Source organism: Streptomyces sp. NBC_00354, assembly GCF_036106915.1.
Taxonomy (GTDB): domain Bacteria; phylum Actinomycetota; class Actinomycetes; order Streptomycetales; family Streptomycetaceae; genus Streptomyces.
Genome location: NZ_CP107983.1, coordinates 5,266,096 through 5,288,022, shown reverse-complemented (window position 1 = coordinate 5,288,022; position 21,927 = coordinate 5,266,096). Strand labels below are relative to the sequence as shown.

Genomic DNA, 21,927 nt, shown 5'->3' with positions numbered 1-21,927 from the left:
CGGGGCGTTCGATGCGGGGACAGTAGCGAGCGGGTCCGCTCAGCGGAAGGCCTCGTCCAGAATCCGGGCGCCAACTGCCCCTTTGTGCCGGTTCAGGATCGCCCGCGGAGCCGATTCGTGACCTCGGCCCGCCGGCGGTACCTGTGCGATCCCCCGACGCCGGTCCCGGGTCCGCGACCCCCGCAGCGTCGTACGCGGACCCGCGGACGGACACGGAACGTGACCGGGGCCCGTACGAATCTCCGCACGAACCCCGGGTCACAGTCCGTAGAAACGGAGTGCGGAAGAACAGAAGGACAGAAGGACGGAAGGACGGAAGGACGGGACGACCGCAGGACGGACGGGAGGACCGGGGAAAGGGACGGCGGGCTCACCGCATCCGCGTGGCCCACTCCTGCACCTTCTTGATCCGCTCCCGCAGCTGCCCCGCAGTCGCCTCCGCGCTCGGCGGCCCGCCGCACACCCGGCGCAGCTCGGTGTGGATCACCCCGTGCGGCTTGCCGCTCTGGTGGACGTACGCCCCCACCATCGTGTTCAGCGACTTCCGCAGCTCCAGCAGCTCCTTGTGCGAGACCACCGGCCGCCGGTCCGCCGGCAGCTCCAGCAGGTCCGCCTCCGCGTCCGGCTTGCGCCGGCTGTGCGCGATCTGCCGCGACTGCCGCTTCTGCAGCAGCATCTGCACCTGGTCCGGCTCCAGCAGGCCCGGGATGCCGAGGTAGTCCTGCTCCTCCTCGCTGCCCGGGTGCGCCTGCATGCCGAACTCGGCGCCGTCGTACAGCACCCGGTCGAAGACGGCGTCGGACTCCAGCGCCTCGAAGGACATCTGCTCGTCCTCGCCGGTGTCCTCGTCCTCCTGCCGGTTCGCCTCGTCCATCTCCTTCTCGGATTCGGCGTACGGGTCGTCCTCGCCCTGCTTCTTCGGCTTGTCGAGGACGTGGTCGCGTTCGACCTCCATCTCGTTGGCGAAGCCCAGAAGATAAGGAATGGTCGGCAGGAACACGGAAGCCGTCTCGCCGCGCCGTCTCGAGCGCACGAAGCGCCCGACGGCCTGTGCGAAGAACAGCGGCGTCGAGATCGTCGTCGCGTACACGCCCACCGCGAGGCGCGGTACGTCGACGCCTTCGGACACCATCCGGACCGCGACCATCCAGCGGTCGTCGTTCCCGCTGAAGGTGTCGATGTTCTTCGAGGCACCGGTGTCGTCGGAGAGCACCAGGGTGGCCTTCGTCCCGGTGATCTCGCGGATCAGCTTGGCGTACGCACGCGCCGAGTCCTGGTCGGAGGCGATGACGAGCCCGCCCGCGTCCGGGATGCCCTTGCGGACCTCGGTCAGCCGCTGGTCGGCGGCGCGCAGCACGTTCGGCATCCAGTCGCCGCGCGCGTCCAGCGCGGTGCGCCAGGCCTGCGAGATGGCGTCCTTGGTCATCGGCTCGCCGAGGCGGGCGGCGATCTCGTCGCCGGCCTTGGTGCGCCAGCGCATGTTGCCGCTGTAGGAAAGGAAGATCACGGGCCGCACGACACCATCGCCGAGGGCGTTCCCGTACCCATAGGTGTAGTCGGCGGAAGACCGCCGGATCCCGTCGTTCCCTTCCTCGTACGTGACGAAGGGAATGGGGTTGGTGTCGGACCGGAAGGGCGTACCGGTCAGCGCGAGGCGCCGGGTCGCCGGGTCGAAGGCCTCGAGGCAGGCCTCGCCCCAGGACTTCGAGTCACCGGCGTGGTGGATCTCGTCGAGGATGACGAGGGTCTTGCGCTGCTCGCAGCGGTTGCGGTGCAGCATCGGCCGCACGCCCACACCCGCGTACGTGACGGCGACCCCGTGGTAGTCCTTGCTCAGCGGCCCGGCGGAGTACTCCGGGTCCAGCCGGATGCCTATCCGGGCGGCGGCCTCGGCCCACTGCTTCTTCAGGTGCTCGGTCGGCGCGACGACGGTCACCTGCTGCACGACATGGTGGTGCAGCAGCCAGGACGCGAGCGTCAGCGCGAAGGTCGTCTTGCCTGCGCCGGGCGTCGCGACCGCGAGGAAGTCGCGGGGCTGGGTCTGGACGTACCGGTCCAGCGCACCCTGCTGCCAGGCGCGCAGCTTGCTGGCGGTACCCCAGGGGGCACGGCCGGGGAAGGCGGGTGAGAGGTGGTGGGAGGCGGTAGTAGTCACGGTCTCCGGTTCGGGCTCTCGGTGGCGGTGGCGGTGGCGGCGGTCGTACGTAGGACAACCGGGCCACCTTACCGGGGCCGGCCGGCCCCTCGCGGAGGGACAGGCCCGTGACCTCGGCGGGTGCGGTGAGCGTCACATCCGGCGCAACCGCTCGGCGATACGCGCCACATCGGGCTCGTCGCCGGCCGCGACATCGATGACCAGGTCGTACGCGGCGTCCTGGTCGGCGTCGGCGAGGTTGATGCCGTTCACGGCCAGGAAGGTCGCGGCGGCGAGCCAGGCCGTCCGCTTGTTCCCGTCCACGAGGGGGTGATTGATCGCGATCCCGTGCAGCAGCGCGGCGGCCTGCTCGTACGGGTCCTCGTACGCCGGCGTCCCGAACATCCGGGCCCGCGGCCGATGCACGGCGGACTCCAGCAGCCCGGGCGCGCGCAGCCCGACGCTCTGCTCGTTGGCGAGGCAGGCGACCCGGGCCACGTCCAGCACCTCGGCGAGGGTCAGATGCCGCACGCCGATCCCGGGCCCGGTCACTGGCTGAGCCTCTTCAACAGCACTTGATGCCGCTGCGCCAACCGCGCGGCCTCGCTCCCGACCCGCGCCCGCTCCTGCTGCAGGTACTGGCGCACGGCCTCCTGCGCCACTTCCTCGGGGGTCCGCCCACTCGCATCGGCAAGATCGGCAAGCCCTGCCCGGTCAGCGCCCTCAAGCCGAATGATCAAGTTGTCCATCCCCGCAGGCTACGCACAGACCCCCCAAGCCTCACCCGCTTTTCGGGAGCACCGGCGGGCCGGGGCAAATCCAGCCCCGCCTGCGATGGAGGGGGACGCGAGGGTCTGGGGGCGGAGCCCCCGGCGGCCCGCGGCGCAAACCGCCTACGCGTGCCCTACGCGTGCGCCTGCGCCTGCGCAGCCACCGGCCCCGGCGGCCGATCGGCGTACAGCCGGGTCGCAACCCAGGCCCCCACCAACGCCACCGCGGCCATCGGCAGGAACACCACGACGAACGCCCCCGGGTGCGAACCCGACGCCGCATCCCCGGTCACGGCATGCGCGGCCCCCACCGCTCCCCCGCCCAGCGCGGCAAACGCCGCGCCCCCCGCCGCCAGCAGCACCACATTGGCCAGCGCGTCCGAGATCTGCAGCGCAGCGGAATTGGCCCCCGCCTCCTCCGGCGCCGAAAGCTCCAGCAGCAGCACGCTCGTAGAGCCGATCACCAGCCCCATCCCCAGGCACCCCACCGCCCACGCAGCGGCCAGCGTCCACACCGGCACGGACTCGATCAGCACGGCCGGGGCCGTGGCGATGGCGAAGGCCACGAGCACCATCCCGGCGACCATCAGCCGTTCCCGGTACGGCGCCATCCGCCCCTTCGACTGCAGCCACGAGCCGCCCGCCCAGGTCACCCCGCCCGCGGCCAGCGAGAACCCGGCCAGCGTCGGGCTCAGCCCCCGCTGGGTGACCAGCATCAGCGGCACGAAGGTCTCCGCGGCGATGAACGACCCCGCGGCCACCCCGCGCAGCAGCACCACCGACGGCAGCCCCCGCCGCGCCAGGTAGGTCCCGCGCGGCAGCAGCCCCCGTACGGCGGGCACCAGCAGCGCCGTACCGGCCGCGGCCGGGAGCAGCGACAGCCACCTAAGGTCCTGGGCGGCGTACTGCAACAGCCCCGCCCCGACGGAGATCCCGAGCGCCAGCCGGATCCGCCGCCGGTCGAGGGCGGCGGGCGCCGCGTCCGGATCCACCGGCCCGGACGCGGTCCGCCGTATCGCCGGCAGGGCCACCACCAGCGGGACGACGACCAGCGCCGGTATGCCGAGGAACACCCAGCGCCAGCCGAGGTGCTCGGTCACGGTCCCCGCGGCCAGTGGCCCGACGATCGACGGCACCACCCAGCTCGCGGCGAAGGCAGCCATGATCGCGGGCCGCAGCCGCTCCTCGTACGCCCGGCTCACCACGACGTACAGGGCGACGATGACGAGCCCGCCGCCGAACCCCTGCACGGCCCGCCCGAGGACGAACACCCACATGTCCCCGGCGGTGCCCGCGAGCACCAGCCCGGCGGCGAAGGCCCCGATCCCGACGGTCAGCGGCCGCAGCGGCCCCTGCCGGTCGGCCCACTGCCCGGACAGCACCATCCCGAAGAGGCTGGTGGTGAAGTAGGCGGAGAAGGCGAAGGCGTACAGCCCGATCCCCTCCAGCTCCCGCGCGGCGACGGGCATGGCCGTCCCCACGGCGGTCGCCTCGAAGGCGATCAGAAAAATGACGGAGATGATCCCGATACTGAGCGTCCGGTACGCGGACCCCAGAATCCCGCCCTGGGGCTCGGGCGGGACCGGCACACTGCGCTGTGGCACGCGGGGTTCAAGGGCACTCATCGCCCCAGAGTAAGCGCCTCTGCTGGGCTACGCCCCTGTCAATTCGGCGGATTCGACGGTAGGCCGCGGGACCTAGGACCACGCAGCCCATGAACGCAGCATGGCAGTCGCATTGCAGCCCCGCGCCTCCCCCTTCCCGCCCCTCGGGACCCCCCGTACGGTCGTACCCGTAACCACCCCACAGCCGTGTGCCCGAGTGGCCTAGGGACTCGCCTGCAAAGCGAGGCACGCGGGTTCAATTCCCGCCACGGCTTCTCCGAAGGCCGCTCAGGAGTGTTCTGAGCGGCCTTCTCTCTTCCGTCCCGCGGTGTCGGCTAGCTCGCGCACCGGGTCTGCTGCTTGCCCGCCTCGACGAACTTCGTCATGAGCCGGGTGAACAACGGGCGGGATCCGTCCTTGTCGACTTGGTCGGTGGATCCGCTGAGCGACAGCTCGACCTGGAACGGCTCGTCGCTCCCCTTGCAGACGAGCAGTACCCGGGCCCCCGTGTTGTACACGATGCCCTTGTCGCCCAACGGCAGCGGGTCCGCTGGCGGCTGGATCAGCTCGGCGTTCCAGAAGAAGCTCTGCTCCAGCGGCTGGCGCGTTGCCGAGGCCTGGAACCGATCTTTGCCGTCCACGTCGACACTGCACGTGGCGCCCCGGCGCACTGCGGTCAGCTGCATGTCGGCCGGTCCCGACTCCTTCACCTGCTCGCCGTTGCCCACCAAGGGCCCCAGGTCGGCTCGGGAGAACACTCCGAAGCAGGTGCGCTCGGGCAGCTTCGAGGCAGCCGTTTGGGTCCCCTCGGAACAGCCGGTCAGTGCGGCCAGTGCTACGGGGGCGGCAGCCGCCAGCACAAGGGCGGACCGATGGATAGGCATCAGGAACCTCCATTGGACGTCGCGACCTGGCCTCGGCCGACGGCATGGGCGTTCGCGGTCTCGGTCGACGCGACTCCGGCGAGGGCGTCGATGGTCCGCTGGGTCATGCCGGTTCCCTCGGCGGCCTTCCGGACCGACTGCGCTGCCGACAACCCGGCCTCCGTCTGGGCGTCCGTGTAGTCGATCACCGCCTTGTGGTCGATCTCGCCGATCTTCTCGGCCTTGTCCTTCGTCGCCCGCTCGACCAGGCCTTCCGTGATGTCCTCCTGGAGCCACTCCACGACGTCCCCGGCCAGGGGGACCATCTCCAAATACTTGCCGCCTGCCGCACTGATTGCGCGGTTGACCCACTTGGCGTTGTCCTCGACGCCCTTTACGTACTCTTCCTTCGTATGGGCGTTCTCGCCGAACGTGCCCTCGGCCCTGGCCTCGGACAGGATGCCCGCGATCTGACCGCCCGGGTGCACGGCACTCTTGATCGCCGCGTCGACATCGTCGTATTCACTGCGATGCGCGATGACGTCGTTGATGAGCGTGGTCGTGAAGGCCCGCTGGGAGGCGGTCATGGCGCCGTACGCGTCCGGGTCCTGGCCCACCGCGCCGATGAAGGCCGCCATGTCGGCCTTGTGGAACTTGGCCATCTCCCCATTGGCCTTGATCATCTCGCTGCCGTTCTCCGCCGACGCCTGGATGTCGGGCATGTACTCGGCGGCCATCTGGCCGAAGTGGCCCGACAGCCCCTTCAACGGGTCGCTGCCGTCCTCGCCGGGCTTCCCGGTGACGAGCTCGGGCTTGTCCCCGATCTTCTCGACGACCCGTTCCATCACGGCCGCCATCTCCTTGGTGTGCGGCACCGGCTTCGCATCCTCGTCGCCCGGCACGCGGCCCGAGACGGCCGCCTCGAGGGCGTTGCCGAGTGCGTCCTGGGCCGGGCCCGCTTCGCCGTAGGGGTGGCTGGGCGTCCGGTCGAAGGCATCGGCCCACGACTCCTTGTCGAGCATGTAGTCGACCACCCCACGGGCCTTGCCGTGCTGGCCGTCCACGACCTTGTCGGCCGTGGTGACGATGCCGTCGCCGTTGCTGTCCTGACGGACCGGCTCGTTGAAGAACGCCGTCGCCGCGTCCGGGTTGTGGGACATCGCGTCCATCAGACCCGTCAGCGGGTAGAAGCCCCGGCTGCCGTCCTTGCCCTGGCTGAGCAGCGTCTTCGGGTCGTACGGAGAGCCGTGCTCCCAGGCCTTCGGGTTCTCGCGGTCGAACGCGACCATGTCCCGGCCGACCGAGGTCAGGAAGTCCTTGTCGTACTTGCCCTCGTGGAGCAGCGCGCCCAGCGCCTGGTAACCGTAGATCTTGCTGGTCAGATCGCCGGTGACCTGCATCTCCTTGCGGCCGGCCTTCATCAGGTCGGTCGTCCACGCCGCATCCAGCTGGTTCGGCGAGCTCTTCTGCGTGGCGAGCCCCAGCATCGCGCCCATGTCGTTCTGGATGTTGCCGACCATCGCCAGGCGGTCCTTGCCGGCCTCGCCCAGGGTCGACGCGTCGATGGACAGCTTCGCGTACGCCTCGAGCGTGCCTTCGGGGCCGAGCTTGCGGTAGAAGTCCGGCGCGAACTCGGCGTCGTTGCGGTTGTCGTCGAGCAGGTCCTCCAGCTCACGCAGCGCCTCGGGGTTGCGGGCCACCCCGCCCGGCTCCTTGCTGAGCTTCTTCATCAGCTCGGCCGCCCGGTCGGCCTGTTCGCCGTCCAGGCTGGTGTACTTCGGCGCGGTGAAGTCGTGGTCGTCCGAGACGTTGGCGCGCAGTGCGCGGGCCAGGGAATCGTCCGCGTCCGCGCAGTCCTCGACGAGCCGGTCCACCCTCGCCTGCCAGGCTTTGCGGTTCTCTTCCTGCTTGCGCTTGAACTCGGGGTAGTCCGGGTCGTGCCGGGCCGCGAACTCGGTCTTCGGGTCCATCGGGACGGCCGAGACCTTGCCGGCCGCATCCACGCGGAAGCCGGCGGCCGGGGCCTCCTCGTCGGCGGCCTTCTTGAGCGCGTCCCGGGCCGTCTTGATGGTGGTGTGGCCGTCGCTGAGGAGCTGGTGGACGCCCTTGGCCTCCTTGGCCGCGTCCTCGAACTCCTTGGCCGTCTTGTCGACGAACGCCCGCCCGACGCCCGCGGCGACCCCGCTCCACTCGGCCTTGTCGGCCTTGGCCTTCATGCCGTTGCGAGCGGCCTCGGCCATCTCGTCCAGCTTGTCGGCCATGGCCTTCCAGTCCGTGACCGCAGTCTGGAGCTTGTCCAGGGGCGCATTCATCACGTTCTCGTACGTCAGCATGGGGGCGCCGCCTACTTCAGGTACTTGTCGATCGCGGACGTGGTGAAGTCGGCGTGCAACTGCTCCTCGTCCTTGGCGTGGGAGGAGAGCGAGTAGTTGAGCCCGTTGGAGATGTTCGCGCAGGCGGCCACGAGGGTCTTCACCTGGCTCTCCCACATGGTGTTGACCTTCAGCAGCGCCGCCCCGCTGACGAAGGCCTCCTTCGTCAGCGCCCCGGCGGCCTCGCTGGTGGCGGTGGCGGCGTGCTTGCCGTCCGTCTGGAGCCGCGAGTGCAGCTTGTACGCCTCGGTGCCGATGGCGCCGATGTGGTCCTGGTTGAGCTCCAGGTCGCCACCACCGCCACCACCGCTGCCGCCGGGTTCGACGGGTACGTGGTTGAGCCGCATGGAGACGTTGGCAGCGGCCGTGGCACGCGCGGCGGACCATTCCTCGTCGAACGACATCGCGTGCTGTCTCCATCCTGTTCCGGCTCGTGAGCGCGCCGTCGGCCCGGGGTGCGGGGCGAGCGGACGACACCGTAGCCGACGCGTTCCGGCCACTCGACCCCCGCAGCGTGGCCGACACTCCGCCGCACGGCCTCACGGCCTGGACTTGGCGACCGTGAGTGCACCGGCGGCTCCGGCGTGTGCGGCTATCCGTTCATCGGCGGCAGCGCATCGGCCCGGTCGGGGAGGCCACCGTTGTTTGCACAGCCGAGCTCCTCGGCCATTGAGAGGGCGGCCGTGTGTACGAGCAGGAAGTAGTCCTTGTCCAGCACCGCTTCGTCGCCGTTGCCCTTGTCGAACTTGTTGAAGAAGGTGGCGGTGATCCGTAGCGGTACCTCGGCAGTGGAGCCGACGCGCGGGCTGACACAGTCGAATGCGACGCTCCGCTGACGGATGCGGCCTCCCACGTTGACGCCGCTGTCGGTGGCGCCGGGAACGTAGTCGGGGATTCCGGCGTTCTTGCTGAACGCCTTGAACCTCACCTGAGCCGACGGGTAGTGGCCGAAACCGTCGATCTCCTTGGGCTTTCCGGAGATATCGCAGTCTGGCATGGGCATGTTTCGAACCTCCTTCCCCGACCGGTAGGCCTCTTCCAGTTTTTTGGCCATGGCCGCTGTACTCAGGTCCACCTTGTCCTCACGGATGACGAATTCCGTGGACTGCAGGACCCGCTCCAGGGCTTTGCCCGCCTCGGGTGTGAACAGCGTTCCCCCGCAGACCTGCGTCGCGGACACCACTTTCGGCTCCTGCAACTGCGGATCGTCCGCCTCGGACGCGGTGCATCCTGCCGCCAGGACACCCAGACTCACCAGGCCGACGACCGCGGCCGACAACGGCCGCACCCCACCCTCCCTGTGCATCTACTTGCCCGGTTCCGAGGCATGCCCCTGCTGAACGGCACGGGAGTTCCCGACCTGGTATCCGTCGCGCATCGACTCGATGAAGTCATTGCCGAAGTTGCTCCGCGGATCGATGTGATGGCGTTCCATGAACTCCTTCATCGGTGCCTCGGCGCTGTGCTCACCTGCCTGGAACATCTGCTTGGTGGTGGCATGCGTCTGCTCTTCGGCCTTGTCCTTGTGCTTCTCCACGGCGTTGTCCGACCACTCTCCGACCACCTGCGAAGCCGCTTGTTCCACCGCGCCACTGCCCAGGTCCACAGCCAGCGGAACGACGACCGCCGCTACGCCGGCCGCGACGGCGGTGGCCGGGAGGAAGGCGACACCGGCCGCCACGGCCGCGGTGGTGCCGAATTCGACCCACGCAGCCCGCTTCTCATGGGCCTTCTCGTACTCCTCGTGCTTCTTCTCCCCCTCTGCCTTGACCTGATCGGCTCGGGACTCGTCGAGCATGCCCTGGACCTCGGCGGTGGTCCGGATCGTCGACCGGGCGCGGCCTTCGTCGACCTGCCCGTCGTGCACGCCTTGAGTCTCCAGCACGCTGGCCGAGTAGATGCGTTCGGCCGTCGAGACGGTCGCGTAGGCGTCAGGATGCTGCCCCAGCGCGCTGAGCAGGTCGCGTGCGCTCTCGCGGTCGAACCTCGCGTGTGCCTGCTTGTCACCGGCCCCTGGGGCGAAGACGCTCTTGCCGCCGTTCTCCGCCATGTCGGTCTCGTCGTCGAGAGCGTGGTTGACGTCGTCGATGTATCCAGCGGTCATGTTGCCGAGGCTGTCCGCGAGCGACTCCTGCGCCTTGAGCAGGCCCGCGTCGCCTCCGTACTTCGCGACGGCCGCGTCCATGACCCGCGCCCCCGCTTCGGTCCGGTCGAGAGTGGGCCTCGGGTCGTCCCAGGCGTGGCCCAGGGTTGCCGCCTCCAGGGCATGGCCGAGGGCGTCCGGCATGTACTGCTGGACCTTCTTCAGGTCGTCCGGGTTCGTGCCCTCCATGTCGATGGTGAAGTCGTACTTCGCGTTGCCGAAGAAGTCGAGGTAGCTCTTGACCGGCTTCTTGTCCGCTCCCTTGCCCAGGTCGGCCGGGCCGGACTTCTCCGTGCCGTCCTGGTTGTACGCGTGCGGGGGCCGATCGGGGTCGAAGAACTGGGCCGACGCCTCCGGGCTGTGCCCCAGCGCCTCCAGGAAGCTGACCACCGGGTCGTAGCCGGCGCCGTTGACCCCGGACGGGTTGAAGAGGTTCTTGCCGTAGCCGTTCAGCTGCCGGGTCTGGTTGAAGAAATCCGGATCCTTGGCATGGATCTGCGTGGCGTGCTCGGCGATCGGGACCAGGAACCTGGGGTCGTAGTTCCCGTACCGCATGATGCCGCCGAGCAGCTGATACCCGTACGGCGGGTGCTGGTCGTACTTCGCGAGCGGGATGTGCTGGGTGCCCAGCTTGCGCAGGTCCTGCGCGAAGCTGTCGGGGAGGTGGGGCTCGCTCTTGGAGTTGGTGGCCGTGGCGAGGTTCAGTCCCAGGTTCTTCTGGAGCTCCTGGACGTCCTTGAGCCGCTGCTCGTCGAGCTTCGAGTAGTCGTACGTGTCCGTGGACATGTACCCGAAGAACTGGAGCGCGCCCTTCGGGCCGAGTGCCTCGTAGAAGTCCTTGGAGAACTCCGGGACCTTGGTGTTGTCCGCCAGCAGTTCGTTGAGCTCGACGAGCTCGGCGTGCGTCAGGTCCCGGCCCTTCTTGGCCAGGTCTGCGGCATGGCCGGCCTGCTCGGCGTCGAGGCCGGCGTACTTGGGTCCGCTGAAGTCGTGGCCGTCGGTGACGTTGGCGGCGAGCAGGCGGGCCAGCGACCGGTCGACGTCGTCACAGTTGTCGATGATGCCGTCGATCTTCTTCTGCCACAGCCCGCGGTTCTCCCGGATGGACTGCTGGTAGTCGGGATCGTGGCGCGCCGCGTTCCGCTCCCCCTCGGTGGCGAGCGGGGCGGGCGAGACCTTGCCGTCAGCGCTCACCTGGAAGCCGGCCGCGGGCGCCTCCTCGGTCGCGATCTTCGTTAACTGCTCCCTGGACGATTTGAAGACCCCGAGGCCCTCGGTCAGGGCGTTGTGGATGCCCCTGGCCTCCTTGGCCGCGTCCTCGAACTCCTTGGCCGTCTTGTCGACGAACCCTCGCGCCACGCCGGCGGTGACACCGCTCCACTGAGCCTTGTCCGACTTGGCCTTCATCCCGTTGCGGGCCGACTCGGCCAGTTCGTCGAGCTTGTCGGCCATCGCCTTCCAGTCGGTGACGGCCGTCTGGAGCTTGTCCACGGGTGCGTTGAGCACGTTCTCGTACGTCAGCATCGCGGGCCTACTTGAGGTACTTGTCGATGGCGGAGGCCGTGAAGTCGGCTTGGAGCTGCTGCTCGTCCTTGGCATGGGAGGAGAGCGAGTAGTTGAGCCCGTTGGAGACGTTCGCACAGGCGGCCACCAGGGTCTTCACCTGGCTCTCCCATGCGGTGTTGGCCTTGGCCAGAGCGGCACCGCTGGCGAAGCTCTCCTTGGAGAGCGCACCGGCCGCCTCGGCCGAGGATGCTGAGGCGTGCTTGCCGTCGGTCAGGAGCCGGGAGTGCAGCTTGTAGGCCTCGGTCCCGATGCCGCCGATGTGGTCCTGGTTGATCTCGAGATCACCGCTGCCGGCCCCGCCACCGCCGGGGTCGGTGGGGACGTGGTTGAGCCGCATCGAGACGTTGGCCGCGGCGGTGGCGCGCGCGGTGGACCATTCCTCGTCGAACGACATCGCGTGCTTTTCTCCTTGTGTCACATCAGCGTCTAACACGTTGAACTGTGCTTGTGGTTACGGCTCCGTCAGTGAGCAGGCAGGCTCCCATCCCGGGGACGGCCCGGGGAAGGAAGCTGCGGGTGTCTGTCTGGTTCTGTACGCGGGGTGCGGATGCGGGGCCGGTTTGCGCCGGGCCGAGGACGGCGGGGCGGATGACGTGGCTGTCGGCTCGGCCGCCGCGAGGTCGGGGCGCGGGAAGGCGTCCGGGGGGCTGGGGCGCCGGGGGGGCTGGCAGCGCGATGGGCGGGGCGTACGACTCCGCAGCCGGCTTGGTCACTTGGTGGTTGGTCCAGCCGGGGTGCGCGGACCGGAGCAGGGCGGCGGGCGGGCCCTCCCCGTCGCCGACCGCGGGGAAGATGAGCTTGCCCTTGTGCAGGGCGTACCGGACGGCGGCGTCGAGTTTCTCGCTCTGACCCGGCCCGCCTATGGAGTCCACCGCGAAGCGGATCGCCTCGGTGATCGGCTGATGGAGGCGTGTGGTTTCCGCCGTCTTCGGGGACGCGGGGGGATGGATTTGGCCCCTGGGGCCCGGTCGCTTGCCGGTGCCCGCGCTCAGGGCTGCGATATCAGGGCTGCGATACCGGTGTCGTGATCGTTGTAGTCGGCGCGCTCGTCGTCCTCGTACCCGTCTGAGACGTCCCGGCCCAGGACCACCTGGCCCTCGAGTTCGGGGGTCCGGCCGAGGCCGGTGTCCATGGCGCCCTTGCCGGTGCTGGCCTTCCAGGTGTCGATCGCCTTCATGGCAACGAGGTGCCACGGCTGGGCCGAACCGTCTCAGCACGGGCCGTCGAGGCGACCCCGGCCGGTAGGAGACCTACCGAGGCCGAGGTCGTCCCGCGCCTCTGCATCGGGCGTCGTCAGGCGTTCCTGCGCCGGACCACGACCGCCGTGACGGCTCCTCCGATGAGGACGCAGGCCCCCAGGCCGAGCCCGATCCAGAGGAGGCTGCTGCCTCCGTCCTTCTTGGCCTCTGCCTGGGGCGCACTGGACTCGGGCTTCTTGCCGTCGGCCGACGGGGCCGGCGAATTCTTCCCGTCCGCCGCCGCCAGGTCGGGAAGCGGGAAAACATCCGCCGGACCGGGGTCGCCGGGCGTGGGCAGCGCGAGTCGAGGGCGAACCAAGCCGTAGCCCACGTAGTCGTTCCGCGGCCCGTCGTCGGGCTTGCCGGCCGTGTTCAGCAGAACGCGGAGCACCTGGTTGTTCGTCCAGTCAGGGTGAGCCGACCAGAGCAAAGCGGCGGACGCTGACGCAAGGGCGGTGGCGTCACTGGTCCCGTGGCTATTGCACAGGCCCGTGCCTCCGCTGCAGCCGGTGACAATATTGACCCCTGGAGCGGACATGTCCACGTAGGCGTTGTGCTGCGACTCCTTGGTCGCAGCACCGTCCGGGTCGACAGCAGCAACACCCACTACTCCAGGCGTTGCGGCAGGGTAGTAGACGTCACTGCCCCCATCGTTACCTGCACCCGCGAAGATCAATTTCCCCTTGCTCAGCGCATAGCTCACCGCATTCGAAAGCTCGTCACTCTTACCTCCGCCAACCATGGAGATATTGATGACCTTTGCATCCGAATCTGCTGCGTAACGGATGGCTTGGATCATAGATCTGAAGAGTGGACCACCATCGCCGCCGACATCGACTCGCAGTGGCAAGATCTTCGCCCCCGGCGCCAGACCAAACGCGCTGTCCACGCCGCCAGGGCCCTTGCCATTGCCCGCAATGATTGCGGCCATGCCGGTTCCGTGATTGTCATAGTCGGTGCGTTCGTCGCCCTTGTACGACTCCGACGCGAAGTTCTTGCCCGGGAGAACCTGACCCTCGAGTTCCGGAATACGGGCGACACCGGTGTCGATCACCGCAACGGTGACGCCCTTGCCCGTGCTGATCTTCCAGATGTCGTCGGCCTTCATGGCGTCGAGATGCCATTGCTTGGAACGAACCGTCTCCGCGTGGGCCGGGGTCGCGGCGACCCCGGCCAGCAAGAGGCCAACCAGGGCCGAGGTCGCTTTACGCATGCGCATCTCGTCGAAATATCCGTTCTGCTCAGTCGACCACAGGCGGAACAACGCGACCGTTGCTCTGCCAGGTCTCTTCGTCTTCGGCCAGGTAGTCGGGACGCTCGCCGCCCTGCTGGTCGCGCCGATTGCCCGGAGTGTGCATTCCTGCACCCCCGTGCCCCATCGCGCCGCGGGCCGAACCGGCGCCGGAACCGTTGCGCACGAGGCCCGAGCCGCCCTGCGTGAACGGCTGGGCTCCCGTGGTCGGACGACCGATCGCGCCGGCCTGACGCCCACCGACGACACCGCCGGGCTCCATGGCCAACCGTCGACCCATCGCCGAACCGCCCTGGCCAGGGCCGTGGGGGCCGCCCGCACCGGGGTGCATGCCGCCGCCCATGCCACGGCCGGCGGCCTGCTGGCCGCCATCATGGCCGATGACCGTGCCGCGCGGGATGGCCGACGTGGGGCCGTTGGTGGTAACCGGCCGACCGCCCATGATCCCGGTGTCACGCGGGAGCAGGCCGCCAGGCCCGCCAACCTTGCTGGAGGGAGGCAGCGTCACCGGGAACTTGCTGCCGGGTCCGCCACCACCCTGAGTCGGCGTACCGATGGGCGGGAGTGCAATCGGCGGAATAGGTCCGGGAGGAGTGCCGCCACCCTGGCCAGGGACGGGTCCCGGACCACCGGGCAGGCCCGTGACCGGAGGAAGCGTCTTGTCGGGAAGCGTCGCGACGTGGTCGAGGTCCACATCCACGTCCTGATCCGGGAGTCCCGGTACCGGCGTGTGCCCCGTCATCGGAGGCAAGGTGGCGTCGGGTTGCGGCTGGTGACCAGTCGCCCGCCCCTGACCATTCGAACCGTCTGGTGTCGAAGGCGCGTACGAAGAACCACCGGTCGCGGGACCTCCACCAGAGCCCCCGCTCTCCCTCCCCATGCTCTCCATTGCACCGACTCGGCCCTGAGGTTCAAAGACCTTCGGCGGCTGCGGGAACGTCGGGATCTCGACCTTGCCCATCTGCGTCGTCGACTGGTCGTACGATCCGGCCAGCTTCGTCAGCGCATCAACGGCCTTTTGGTGGTCGCCGTTCAGCTTGGCGTTCGCCTCTTGCCTGATCTGCTGCGAATCCGGGTCGTTGTGGAATTGCTGGGCAGCCTTGAGGTTGTCAGCAGCCGACGTGTCGTACGCCGGCATGTTGATCTTGACCTCGTGCATGGTCTGGGCGGCCTCGGCCATCCACTTGCCGCCCGCGGCGCTGTAGTCGCCAAGGAGCAACGTCGCACTGCCCGCCCGGCTCACCCAGTCCGCGAAGGCGTGGGCAGCCTCGCCCTCCCACCCCTTGACCTGGTGCTTCTTGAGACTTTCCCCGATCTCCTTGATCGTTGAGGCGGCTTCGTTCAGCTGCGCGCTCCGCGTCTCCACAGTCTTGGGGTCGATCGAAGCGATCATGGCAAGCAGCTGCTGGTGCGTGAACCCCTCAAAGTCCGTTGCCATCAGTACTTGACCTTCCCCTTGTTGCCCTCGTCCGGCGTCGCGTGCTGAGTGTTCTTCTCCTTGGCCAGCGGATCCCGCTCCGGGACGTAGTCCTTCTTCGCCTGAGCCACGATGGAACGCATACGCGCCTGCGTGTCCTCGTCCACGCCCCCGTACCCCTTGCCCGCCGTCATGATCGCGATGCCCAGGGCCTCGATCTGCCCGGCCAGGCCCTTCGACAGATTCTGGAGCTGGCTGTGCACCGTCGTGTACGTCTTGAAGAGGGCGTCCGCCTCCGCGAAGCCCTTGCCCAGCGCTCCGTCCGGGAGCGTGACGTGGGCCAGTTTCTTCTCGTCCGCCCCGGATCCGTCGAGCTTCTTCAGGAGGTCGTCGACGAGCTTCTTGTAGTTCGTCATCGACTCGAACTCGACTTCAAGCGCCTTCGCCTGCGCCCGGATCGCATCCGCCAGACCCGCATTCATGCCGGTCAGCCCCGCCAGCCCGCCCGGCGCCTTCTCCTCTGCCACGATGGCCTCCCCGACTCCCCGAAATCCCCGTGGTTGCAGCGTTTCCGCCGCTCCCCGTCCCCGTTCGCACCCGTTCGCACGCGCACGTACTACGTCTTACCGATCACTCTAGCGACCGGTTCCGACAGTCCCAAGCTCGGGGTTGCACGTGCAATGGGAGTCACACGGTCATGAGTTGGGCGCCGCGACCGCCGCCGAGGGGCGGATCGGGAGCCTGTTGACCGGGCGGCCCGTGGCCGACCTTACCGCCGAGGCTACCGCCGCCGGGGTCGTCACCACAGGGATCGCGCTGGCCGCTTTCGCCCCGAACGGGGCCACCACGTCCCGCTCTTCGACCAGTTTGACGATGCGGACCACCGGGGCGTCCAGCGACGTCGGCAGCGCATAGCCCGTCAGGTCGGGGTGGCGGATCAGGCCCGAGGCCGAGCGGAGGTTCTCCGTCAGCGCCGCGCCCACGCCCTGCGTGACGCCCGCTTCGATACGGGCTTCCAGCTGACGGGGGTTGAGGATGCGGCCCACGTCCTGGGCCACCGCCAGCTCCACCACCCGTACCGAGCCCAGCTCGATGTCCACGTCCACCACCGCGCGGATCGCGCAGAAGGCCAGGCCCACGAAGGCGTCGCCCTGGCCGTCGCCGTCCAGGGGCTCCGTCGGGTGGGGGCGGCACTGGGCCGTGGCCCAGAGTTCCTTGCCCGCCATGGCTTCCGCGACCGACATAGAGAACGCGCCGTCGTACGAGGTGATCCGGCCGTCCTGGATCTGGAGGAGTTCCGTCGACATGCCGAGCTTGTGGGCCATCGGCTGGAGGAGTTGGGTGCGGACCATTTTGGCCGCCCGCTCGACCGCGCCTCCGCTCACCCACGTGTGGCGGCCGTGCGCAGCCGGGCCCGCCGGCGGCTGGTCGGTGTCGACCGGGGCCGTCACCACCTCGTCGACGCCCAGCGTCTCCTGGACGATCTGGCGGGCGAGGGTGGAGAAACCCTGGCCTGTGTCCACCGCCGCGCAGATGACCGTCGCCGCCCCGTTGACGACCTTGACCGTCGCCGTCGAGACCTCGTCCGTTCCCTCCGCGCCGAGCATGTGGACCATGCCCACGCCGTACCCCACGCCGCGGCGCACCGCGCCCGGCTCGCCCGCGCCCTCCGGGCCGCCCGGCAGCAGCCACTCGTCCTCCGGGGTGTCCTTCGGGAGGGAGGGGAGTTCGAAATCGCGTACGGCGCGCAGGAGCTCGGCCACGGGGGCCGGGCAGGTGACCGTCTGGCCCGTGGGGAGCAGGTCGCCCGTCGCCAGGACGTTGCGCAGGCGCAGTTCCGCGCCGTCGATGCCGAGCGCCGCGGCCAGTTTGTCCATCTGGCCCTCGTACGCGGCGCAGACCTGCATGGCGCCCTCGCCGCGTACGTGGCCCGACGGCGGGTTGTTCGTGCGGACCGCCCAGCCTTCCACGAAGGCGTGCGGGACCACGTACGGGCCGCACGCGAAGGCCACCGCCGCGGCCAGTGATTCGGAGGACGAGTCCGCGTACGCGCCCGCGTCCATCAGGATCTGGGCCTCGACCTTGACCAGGCGGCCGTCCGCGTCCGCGTGGTGGCGGTAGCGCAGCAGCGTCGGGTGGCGGTGGGTGTGGCCGAGGAAGGACTCCTCGCGGGTGGCGGCCAGCTTCACCGGGTGGCCGGTACGGAGGGCCAGCAGGCCCAGCGGCAGCTGGAAGGCCGCGTCCTCGCGGTCGGCCGTGGCGCCCGGGACTCCGGTGACGACGACGCGGACGCGGTCGGGTTCGAGGCCGAAGCACGCCGCCGCCAGGTCGCGGTCCAGGTGCGGGTCGGTGGAGGCGGTGTAGATCTCCACGCCGCCGTCGGGCCGCGGCACGGCCAGCCCGGCCTCGGCGCCGATGGGCGCGGGGTCCTGGCGGCCGATCCGGTACAGGCCCTCGACGACGACCTCGCCGGTGGCCTCCGGGTCGCCGTAGCGGAGCGGGATGTGCCGGATCAGGTTGCCGTCGGGGTGCAGCGCGGGCGCCCCGAAGGCCTGCTCGGGGTCCGTCACCGCGTCGAGCAGCTCGTACTCGACGGCGATTGCGGCGGCCGCGAGGCGCGCGGTGTCCGGGTGGTCGGCGGCGACGGCGGCGATGGGCTCGCCGTGGTGGCGTACGACGTCGTGCGCGAAGACGGGCCGGTCGGCGATCCGGCGGCCGTGCGTGGTCGCGCCGGGGACGTCGGCGTGGGTGACGACGGCGCGTACGCCGGGCATGGCGGCGGCAGCGGAGGTGTCGACGGAGAGGATGCGGGCGTGGGCGTGCGGGGAGCGCAGCACGGCGGCCCAGAGCAGGCCCTCGGCCCACAGGTCGGCGGCGTACGGGAAGGTGCCCTCGCTCTTGGCGCGCGTGTCGGCGGCCGGTACGGAGGCGCCGATTCCGCGCGGTACCTCCTGCTCGCCCGCCTCGGGCGGCGCGGCGGCCGAAGCGCTCGTGGAGACCGTTACCGTTGCCGTCGCCGTTGCCGTGGCCGCGTCGTGCCCGCTCACGCCATGCCTCCGTGGTGGTGGATCCCGCCCTCGCCGGGCGGCGCCTGGTGCGGGATGCGCGCCTCCGGGCCGTTCCCGGCACCGTTCCCGGGCCCGGACCCGTTGACCGGCGCAGGCCCGGCCGCCGGGGCGTCGGCCGCGGCCGTCGCCCCGCGCTCCGCGACGACCTCGCGGACGGCCTCGATGACGCCCTTGTAGCCGGAGCAGCGGCAGAGGTTCCCGCACAGGGCCTGCCGGGTCTCCAGCTCGCTGGGGGCGTGGTTGCCCTCCAGCAGGTCGTGGATGGTCATGGCCATGCCCGGCACGCAGAACCCGCACTGCACCGCACCCGACCTGCACAACGCCTGCTGCACGTCCGAAAGTTCCCCGCCGCTGGCGAGCCCCTCCACGGTGCGGACCTCGCTGCTCGCCGCCGTCGCGGCCGGGACCAGGCAGGAGGCCACGAGCCGGCCGTCGACCTGCACCGCGCACGCACCGCATTCGCCCTGTGAGCAGCCGTCCTTGGCGCCGGCGAGGCCGAGACGCTCGCGCAGCACGTAGAGCAGGGACTCGCCGATCCACGCACCGGTGACGGGCCGGTCGGCGCCGTTGACGCGCAGGACGTAGGAAGCCAGCGGGTGCTCGTGATGGGCGACGGCCCCGGCAGTCGCTTCTTCTTCGTACGTCGGCCCCTCGATCGGGAAACCTCCGGCCGTGCCCGCATCCGGCGCTGCCACAGCGTTGTCGGCGGTGTCCGCACCCGGCGCGTCCGCAGCCCCGGCTTCGCCCGAGCCCGAGCCCGGACCCCCGACCGCCCCGGCCTGCGAAACCACCCCGGCGGCTTCGCCGAGTCCGAGTCCGAGTCCGAGTCCGAGTCCAGGCTCGGCTCCGGCACCGAAGCCGCGTCCGTCCGTGCCGGCGGGCTCCGCCGTGAACCCGTGCTCACCGGACTCACCGGGCTCACCGGCCGGCCCGGGCTCCGCCCCGGCGGGGCCGTGGCCGGATGCCGTGAAACCGTGCCCGTTCGTGTCGCCGGGCTCCGCGAAGCCTCCGGTACCGCCGACGCCGCTGATGCCGCCGATGCCGTCTGCGCCCGGACCACCCGCGAGGGCGTACTCCGCCGCCGCGACGGCGCTCACCTCGCGCTCCCGCTCCGCGACCCGCTCCGCAGCGCCGGCTGCGCCCGCAGCCACCGCCGGCAGCTCGGGGGCCTCCGCCCCCGGATGCGGCCGCTCCGCCGTGACCGGCGTCGCCGCCGGGCCGTGGGCGGCCTCGATGTCATGCGGAGCCCGATGCGCCGGCTCCCCCTCCGGGAGCGTGCCCACACCGGGCCCGCCCAGCACCCTCGGGCCGCGCCCGGGGCCGCCGACGCCGGGGCCGCCGAGCCGCCGCAGGCCCGCGCCCGAGGTGCCCGCGTCCGGCCGCGCCTCGGGCAGCACGCCCGAGCTCATCACGGCACCCGGAACGGCACCCGCAGCGGCATCCGCAGCGGCTCCCGGACGCGCGGCCGCCAGGGCCTCGAAGTCGGGGTGGGTGGCCCAGGGGGCCGCAGCGCCGCCCGGCAGCGTCGCCGGAGCCTGGCTCCAGTCGGCCTCCAGCCCGCTCCGCCGGAACTCGCCTGTCTCCTCGGGGAGATCCGGGAGGGTCCACTGGCCGGTGGTCACGGGCTCGGAGTCCTGCACGGCCTCCGGGAACCGCCACTCGGCGGTCGCACCGGGATCGTGCCCGGCCTCGGCCGAAGCCGGACCGTGCCCCGCAGCCTGGCCCTGGGCGTGGCCGTGAGCCCGGCCCTGCGCGAGGTCCTGTGCGTGGCCCGAAACCTGCCCCTGCCGCTGATCCGCGAACGCCGCCGCCACCGACGCCGGGATCGGGATCGAGGCCGGGATCGGCCCGCCGACCGGCGCGGCCGCAGCCGCGCCCACGGCACCGGCACCGCCGGCCCCCGTACCGGCCTGAGGCGTCGTCCCCGCCTCCGGCCACTGCACCGGGATCGTCCACGTCCCCGTCGCCGACGGATCCGCACTGGCGGAGCCCAGCGGCACGATCATCGGCGGCGGCACGTAGCCGTGCCCGGGCGCCGCGAGCGGCTCACCGGTGCCGAGCGCGTCCAGCATGTCCTGCGGCAGCTTCACGAAGGCCGTCGCGTCGGAGTCGTACTCGCCGCCCTGCGGCACCGGCTCCCAGCCCCAGCCGGCGCCGGTCCGGCCCTCAGGCCCTGCGGATCCCGCGGGACCCGCCTCCCCCGTCGTTCCGCTCACGTTCTCGTTCTCACTCATGAGGTCAGCGCCCTCCCCAGGGCCCTCCGTGCCAGCACGGCCACCGTCCGCCGCAGATGCAGTACACCGGGAGCCACCGGTTCCCCCTGGTCGGGCACGCAGGCGGCCGCGACGTACTCGCCGAAGGCCTCCAGTGCCTCGGGGGCCAGCGTCCGCCCGCCGTCCCAGTCGATCAGCGAGGCCACCCACTGCTCGGCCTCCAGCGGCCGCAGCGGCATCGGGGCGACCGCGCCGATCGCGCAGCGCACACCCCGGCGCGCCGGGTCCAGTACGAGCCCCACGGACGCCACGGCGCGCCCCGGCCCCGTACGGCCCGTGGCCTTCAGGAAGACCTGCGGCGCGTGCAGCAGCGGCACCCGTACGAAGCCGATCAGCTCGCCGGGCCGCAGCATCTCGCGGCCGGCCAGCAGGTGCGAGACCGGGATCTCCCGGCGCGAGCCGCCCGGGCCGTGGATGACGAGGATCGCCTCCAGCGCGGCCAGTACGGGCAGTGCGTCGCCCGTCGGCGCGGCGGTGGCGATGTTGCCGCCGAGGGTGCCGGCGTTGCGGATCTGCGGGGGCCCGGCGGCGCGTGCGGCAGCGGCCAGCGCGGGGATCAGAGCGGCGAAATCCGGCCGTCCCATCCGCGCGTGGGTGAGCCCGGCGCCGAGCAGGGCGTGCCCGTCCTGGTACTGCCAGCCGCGGATCTCGTTGATCCGGCCCAGGCCCACCAGCGCGGCGGGCCGCAGCAGCCCGGCGTTGACGGCGGCCATGAGGTCGGTGCCGCCGGCGACGGGCACGGCAGCGGGCATGGCGGCGAGCGCCGCCACGGCCTCGTCGAGCGAGGCCGGCAGCGTCACGGACTGCGGCGACTGCGGCGCCTGCGGCCCCTGAGATGAATGCAGTGCATGCGGTGCGTGCGTGGTCAACCCAGCTGCCCCTTCCCGATGTCCCGGTCCCGGCGCTCACGCCTGTCCGCCGTACGGTACGTCCTCACCGCCGGGACGTGGCAACTCTGGCACATCTTCCCCACCGCCCGGCGCGAGGGTCCGGCGGGCGCCCCCTGAAGCTTCCGGCCGTCCGGTTTCCCCCGTATCAACCGAATCAACCGAATCGGAAGTATTCGCCGAATACACCGAAATCGAGCAAGAGTTCCCGACAACCCCCAAGAACGAAGGACGTCCCGGAAGCCTCCGGAGTTCCGCGGAAGTCCGAAGGATTGCGAACAGTGCCGAACCGTCCGGAACCCGAGCCGCGGTGGCACTGGTCGACGAGCGGGTGCACCAG

General features: G+C 70.7%; 17 protein-coding genes and 1 tRNA gene. 1 reads left to right on the top strand and 17 read right to left on the bottom strand.

The window, feature by feature from the left end:
- Nucleotides 1-370: 370 nt before the first annotated feature.
- From OHT74_RS24135 to OHT74_RS24120, 4 genes are all read right to left on the bottom strand, one after another.
- On the bottom strand, nt 371-2,155 hold the full coding sequence (locus OHT74_RS24135; protein WP_266666635.1) for a DEAD/DEAH box helicase: 1,785 nt from the start codon (nt 2,153-2,155) through the stop codon (nt 371-373).
- A gap of 132 nt (nt 2,156-2,287) precedes the next feature.
- Nucleotides 2,288-2,686: a type II toxin-antitoxin system death-on-curing family toxin gene (locus OHT74_RS24130; RefSeq protein WP_328621357.1), complete on the bottom strand. Its 399-nt coding sequence runs from the start codon at nt 2,684-2,686 to the stop codon at nt 2,288-2,290.
- Nucleotides 2,683-2,883, bottom strand: a complete 201-nt coding sequence (locus tag OHT74_RS24125) for a hypothetical protein (protein ID WP_328621356.1) — start codon at nt 2,881-2,883, stop codon at nt 2,683-2,685. Before OHT74_RS24125 ends, OHT74_RS24130 begins: the two co-directional genes overlap by 4 nt.
- Nucleotides 2,884-3,038: 155 nt before the next feature.
- Nucleotides 3,039-4,529, bottom strand: a complete 1,491-nt coding sequence (locus OHT74_RS24120; protein WP_328621355.1) for an MFS transporter — start codon at nt 4,527-4,529, stop codon at nt 3,039-3,041.
- A gap of 182 nt (nt 4,530-4,711) precedes the next feature.
- On the opposite strand from OHT74_RS24120, the gene OHT74_RS24115 reads away from it, so the two are divergent.
- Nucleotides 4,712-4,783: transfer RNA gene (locus tag OHT74_RS24115), tRNA-Cys, on the top strand.
- 60 nt (nt 4,784-4,843) lie between these two features.
- Here the strand turns inward: OHT74_RS24115 and OHT74_RS24110 are convergent.
- The 13 genes from OHT74_RS24110 to OHT74_RS24050 all read right to left on the bottom strand — a co-directional run bounded on the left by OHT74_RS24110 (nt 4,844) and on the right by OHT74_RS24050 (nt 21,569).
- A complete protein-coding gene (locus tag OHT74_RS24110; RefSeq protein WP_328621354.1) occupies nt 4,844-5,392 on the bottom strand; it encodes a hypothetical protein in 549 nt (182 codons plus the stop codon).
- A complete protein-coding gene (locus tag OHT74_RS24105; protein ID WP_328621353.1) occupies nt 5,392-7,704 on the bottom strand; it encodes a hypothetical protein in 2,313 nt (770 codons plus the stop codon). Before OHT74_RS24105 ends, OHT74_RS24110 begins: the two co-directional genes overlap by 1 nt.
- Nucleotides 7,705-7,715: 11 nt before the next feature.
- A complete protein-coding gene (locus tag OHT74_RS24100) occupies nt 7,716-8,147 on the bottom strand; it encodes a hypothetical protein (protein WP_328621352.1) in 432 nt (143 codons plus the stop codon).
- 188 nt (nt 8,148-8,335) lie between these two features.
- Complete coding sequence (locus OHT74_RS24095; protein ID WP_328621351.1) at nt 8,336-9,031, bottom strand: hypothetical protein; 696 nt, start codon at nt 9,029-9,031, stop codon at nt 8,336-8,338.
- Nucleotides 9,032-9,049: 18 nt separating this feature from the next.
- On the bottom strand, nt 9,050-11,410 hold the full coding sequence (locus OHT74_RS24090; protein ID WP_328621350.1) for a hypothetical protein: 2,361 nt from the start codon (nt 11,408-11,410) through the stop codon (nt 9,050-9,052).
- 7 nt (nt 11,411-11,417) lie between these two features.
- Nucleotides 11,418-11,846, bottom strand: coding sequence for a hypothetical protein (locus OHT74_RS24085; RefSeq protein ID WP_266666613.1), 429 nt, complete (start codon nt 11,844-11,846; stop codon nt 11,418-11,420).
- Nucleotides 11,847-12,440: 594 nt separating this feature from the next.
- The gene (locus OHT74_RS24080; protein ID WP_328621349.1) at nt 12,441-12,629 is read right to left on the bottom strand and encodes a hypothetical protein; all 189 of its coding nucleotides are present in this window, start codon (nt 12,627-12,629) and stop codon (nt 12,441-12,443) included.
- Nucleotides 12,630-12,745: 116 nt separating this feature from the next.
- A complete protein-coding gene (gene mycP, locus OHT74_RS24075) occupies nt 12,746-13,903 on the bottom strand; it encodes a type VII secretion-associated serine protease mycosin (protein WP_328621348.1) in 1,158 nt (385 codons plus the stop codon).
- Nucleotides 13,904-13,931: 28 nt separating this feature from the next.
- Nucleotides 13,932-15,380, bottom strand: a complete 1,449-nt coding sequence (locus OHT74_RS24070; RefSeq protein WP_328621347.1) for a WXG100 family type VII secretion target — start codon at nt 15,378-15,380, stop codon at nt 13,932-13,934.
- A complete protein-coding gene (locus OHT74_RS24065; protein WP_266666600.1) occupies nt 15,380-15,886 on the bottom strand; it encodes a hypothetical protein in 507 nt (168 codons plus the stop codon). Before OHT74_RS24065 ends, OHT74_RS24070 begins: the two co-directional genes overlap by 1 nt.
- Before the next feature lie 168 nt (nt 15,887-16,054).
- A complete protein-coding gene (locus OHT74_RS24060) occupies nt 16,055-18,406 on the bottom strand; it encodes a xanthine dehydrogenase family protein molybdopterin-binding subunit (protein ID WP_443047497.1) in 2,352 nt (783 codons plus the stop codon).
- Nucleotides 18,403-20,661, bottom strand: a complete 2,259-nt coding sequence (locus OHT74_RS24055; RefSeq protein WP_328621346.1) for a (2Fe-2S)-binding protein — start codon at nt 20,659-20,661, stop codon at nt 18,403-18,405. The genes OHT74_RS24060 and OHT74_RS24055 overlap by 4 nt, the downstream gene beginning before the upstream one ends.
- Nucleotides 20,658-21,569 (bottom strand): FAD binding domain-containing protein, encoded by a 912-nt coding sequence (locus OHT74_RS24050; protein ID WP_443047496.1) that lies wholly within the window; start codon nt 21,567-21,569, stop codon nt 20,658-20,660. The genes OHT74_RS24055 and OHT74_RS24050 overlap by 4 nt, the downstream gene beginning before the upstream one ends.
- Nucleotides 21,570-21,927 lie beyond the last annotated feature (358 nt).

What these genes read in the sequence shown, in the direction of transcription:
- OHT74_RS24125 (WP_328621356.1), bottom strand. Translation starts at nt 2,883, where the DNA reads ATGGACAACTTGATCATTCGGCTTGAGGGCGCTGACCGGGCAGGGCTT.
- OHT74_RS24120 (WP_328621355.1), bottom strand. Translation starts at nt 4,529, where the DNA reads ATGAGTGCCCTTGAACCCCGCGTGCCACAGCGCAGTGTGCCGGTCCCG.
- OHT74_RS24110 (WP_328621354.1), bottom strand. Translation starts at nt 5,392, where the DNA reads ATGCCTATCCATCGGTCCGCCCTTGTGCTGGCGGCTGCCGCCCCCGTA.
- OHT74_RS24105 (WP_328621353.1), bottom strand. Translation starts at nt 7,704, where the DNA reads ATGCTGACGTACGAGAACGTGATGAATGCGCCCCTGGACAAGCTCCAG.
- OHT74_RS24100 (WP_328621352.1), bottom strand. Translation starts at nt 8,147, where the DNA reads ATGTCGTTCGACGAGGAATGGTCCGCCGCGCGTGCCACGGCCGCTGCC.
- OHT74_RS24090 (WP_328621350.1), bottom strand. Translation starts at nt 11,410, where the DNA reads ATGCTGACGTACGAGAACGTGCTCAACGCACCCGTGGACAAGCTCCAG.
- OHT74_RS24085 (WP_266666613.1), bottom strand. Translation starts at nt 11,846, where the DNA reads ATGTCGTTCGACGAGGAATGGTCCACCGCGCGCGCCACCGCCGCGGCC.
- OHT74_RS24080 (WP_328621349.1), bottom strand. Translation starts at nt 12,629, where the DNA reads ATGAAGGCGATCGACACCTGGAAGGCCAGCACCGGCAAGGGCGCCATG.
- mycP (WP_328621348.1), bottom strand. Translation starts at nt 13,903, where the DNA reads ATGCGTAAAGCGACCTCGGCCCTGGTTGGCCTCTTGCTGGCCGGGGTC.
- OHT74_RS24070 (WP_328621347.1), bottom strand. Translation starts at nt 15,380, where the DNA reads ATGGCAACGGACTTTGAGGGGTTCACGCACCAGCAGCTGCTTGCCATG.
- OHT74_RS24055 (WP_328621346.1), bottom strand. Translation starts at nt 20,661, where the DNA reads ATGAGTGAGAACGAGAACGTGAGCGGAACGACGGGGGAGGCGGGTCCC.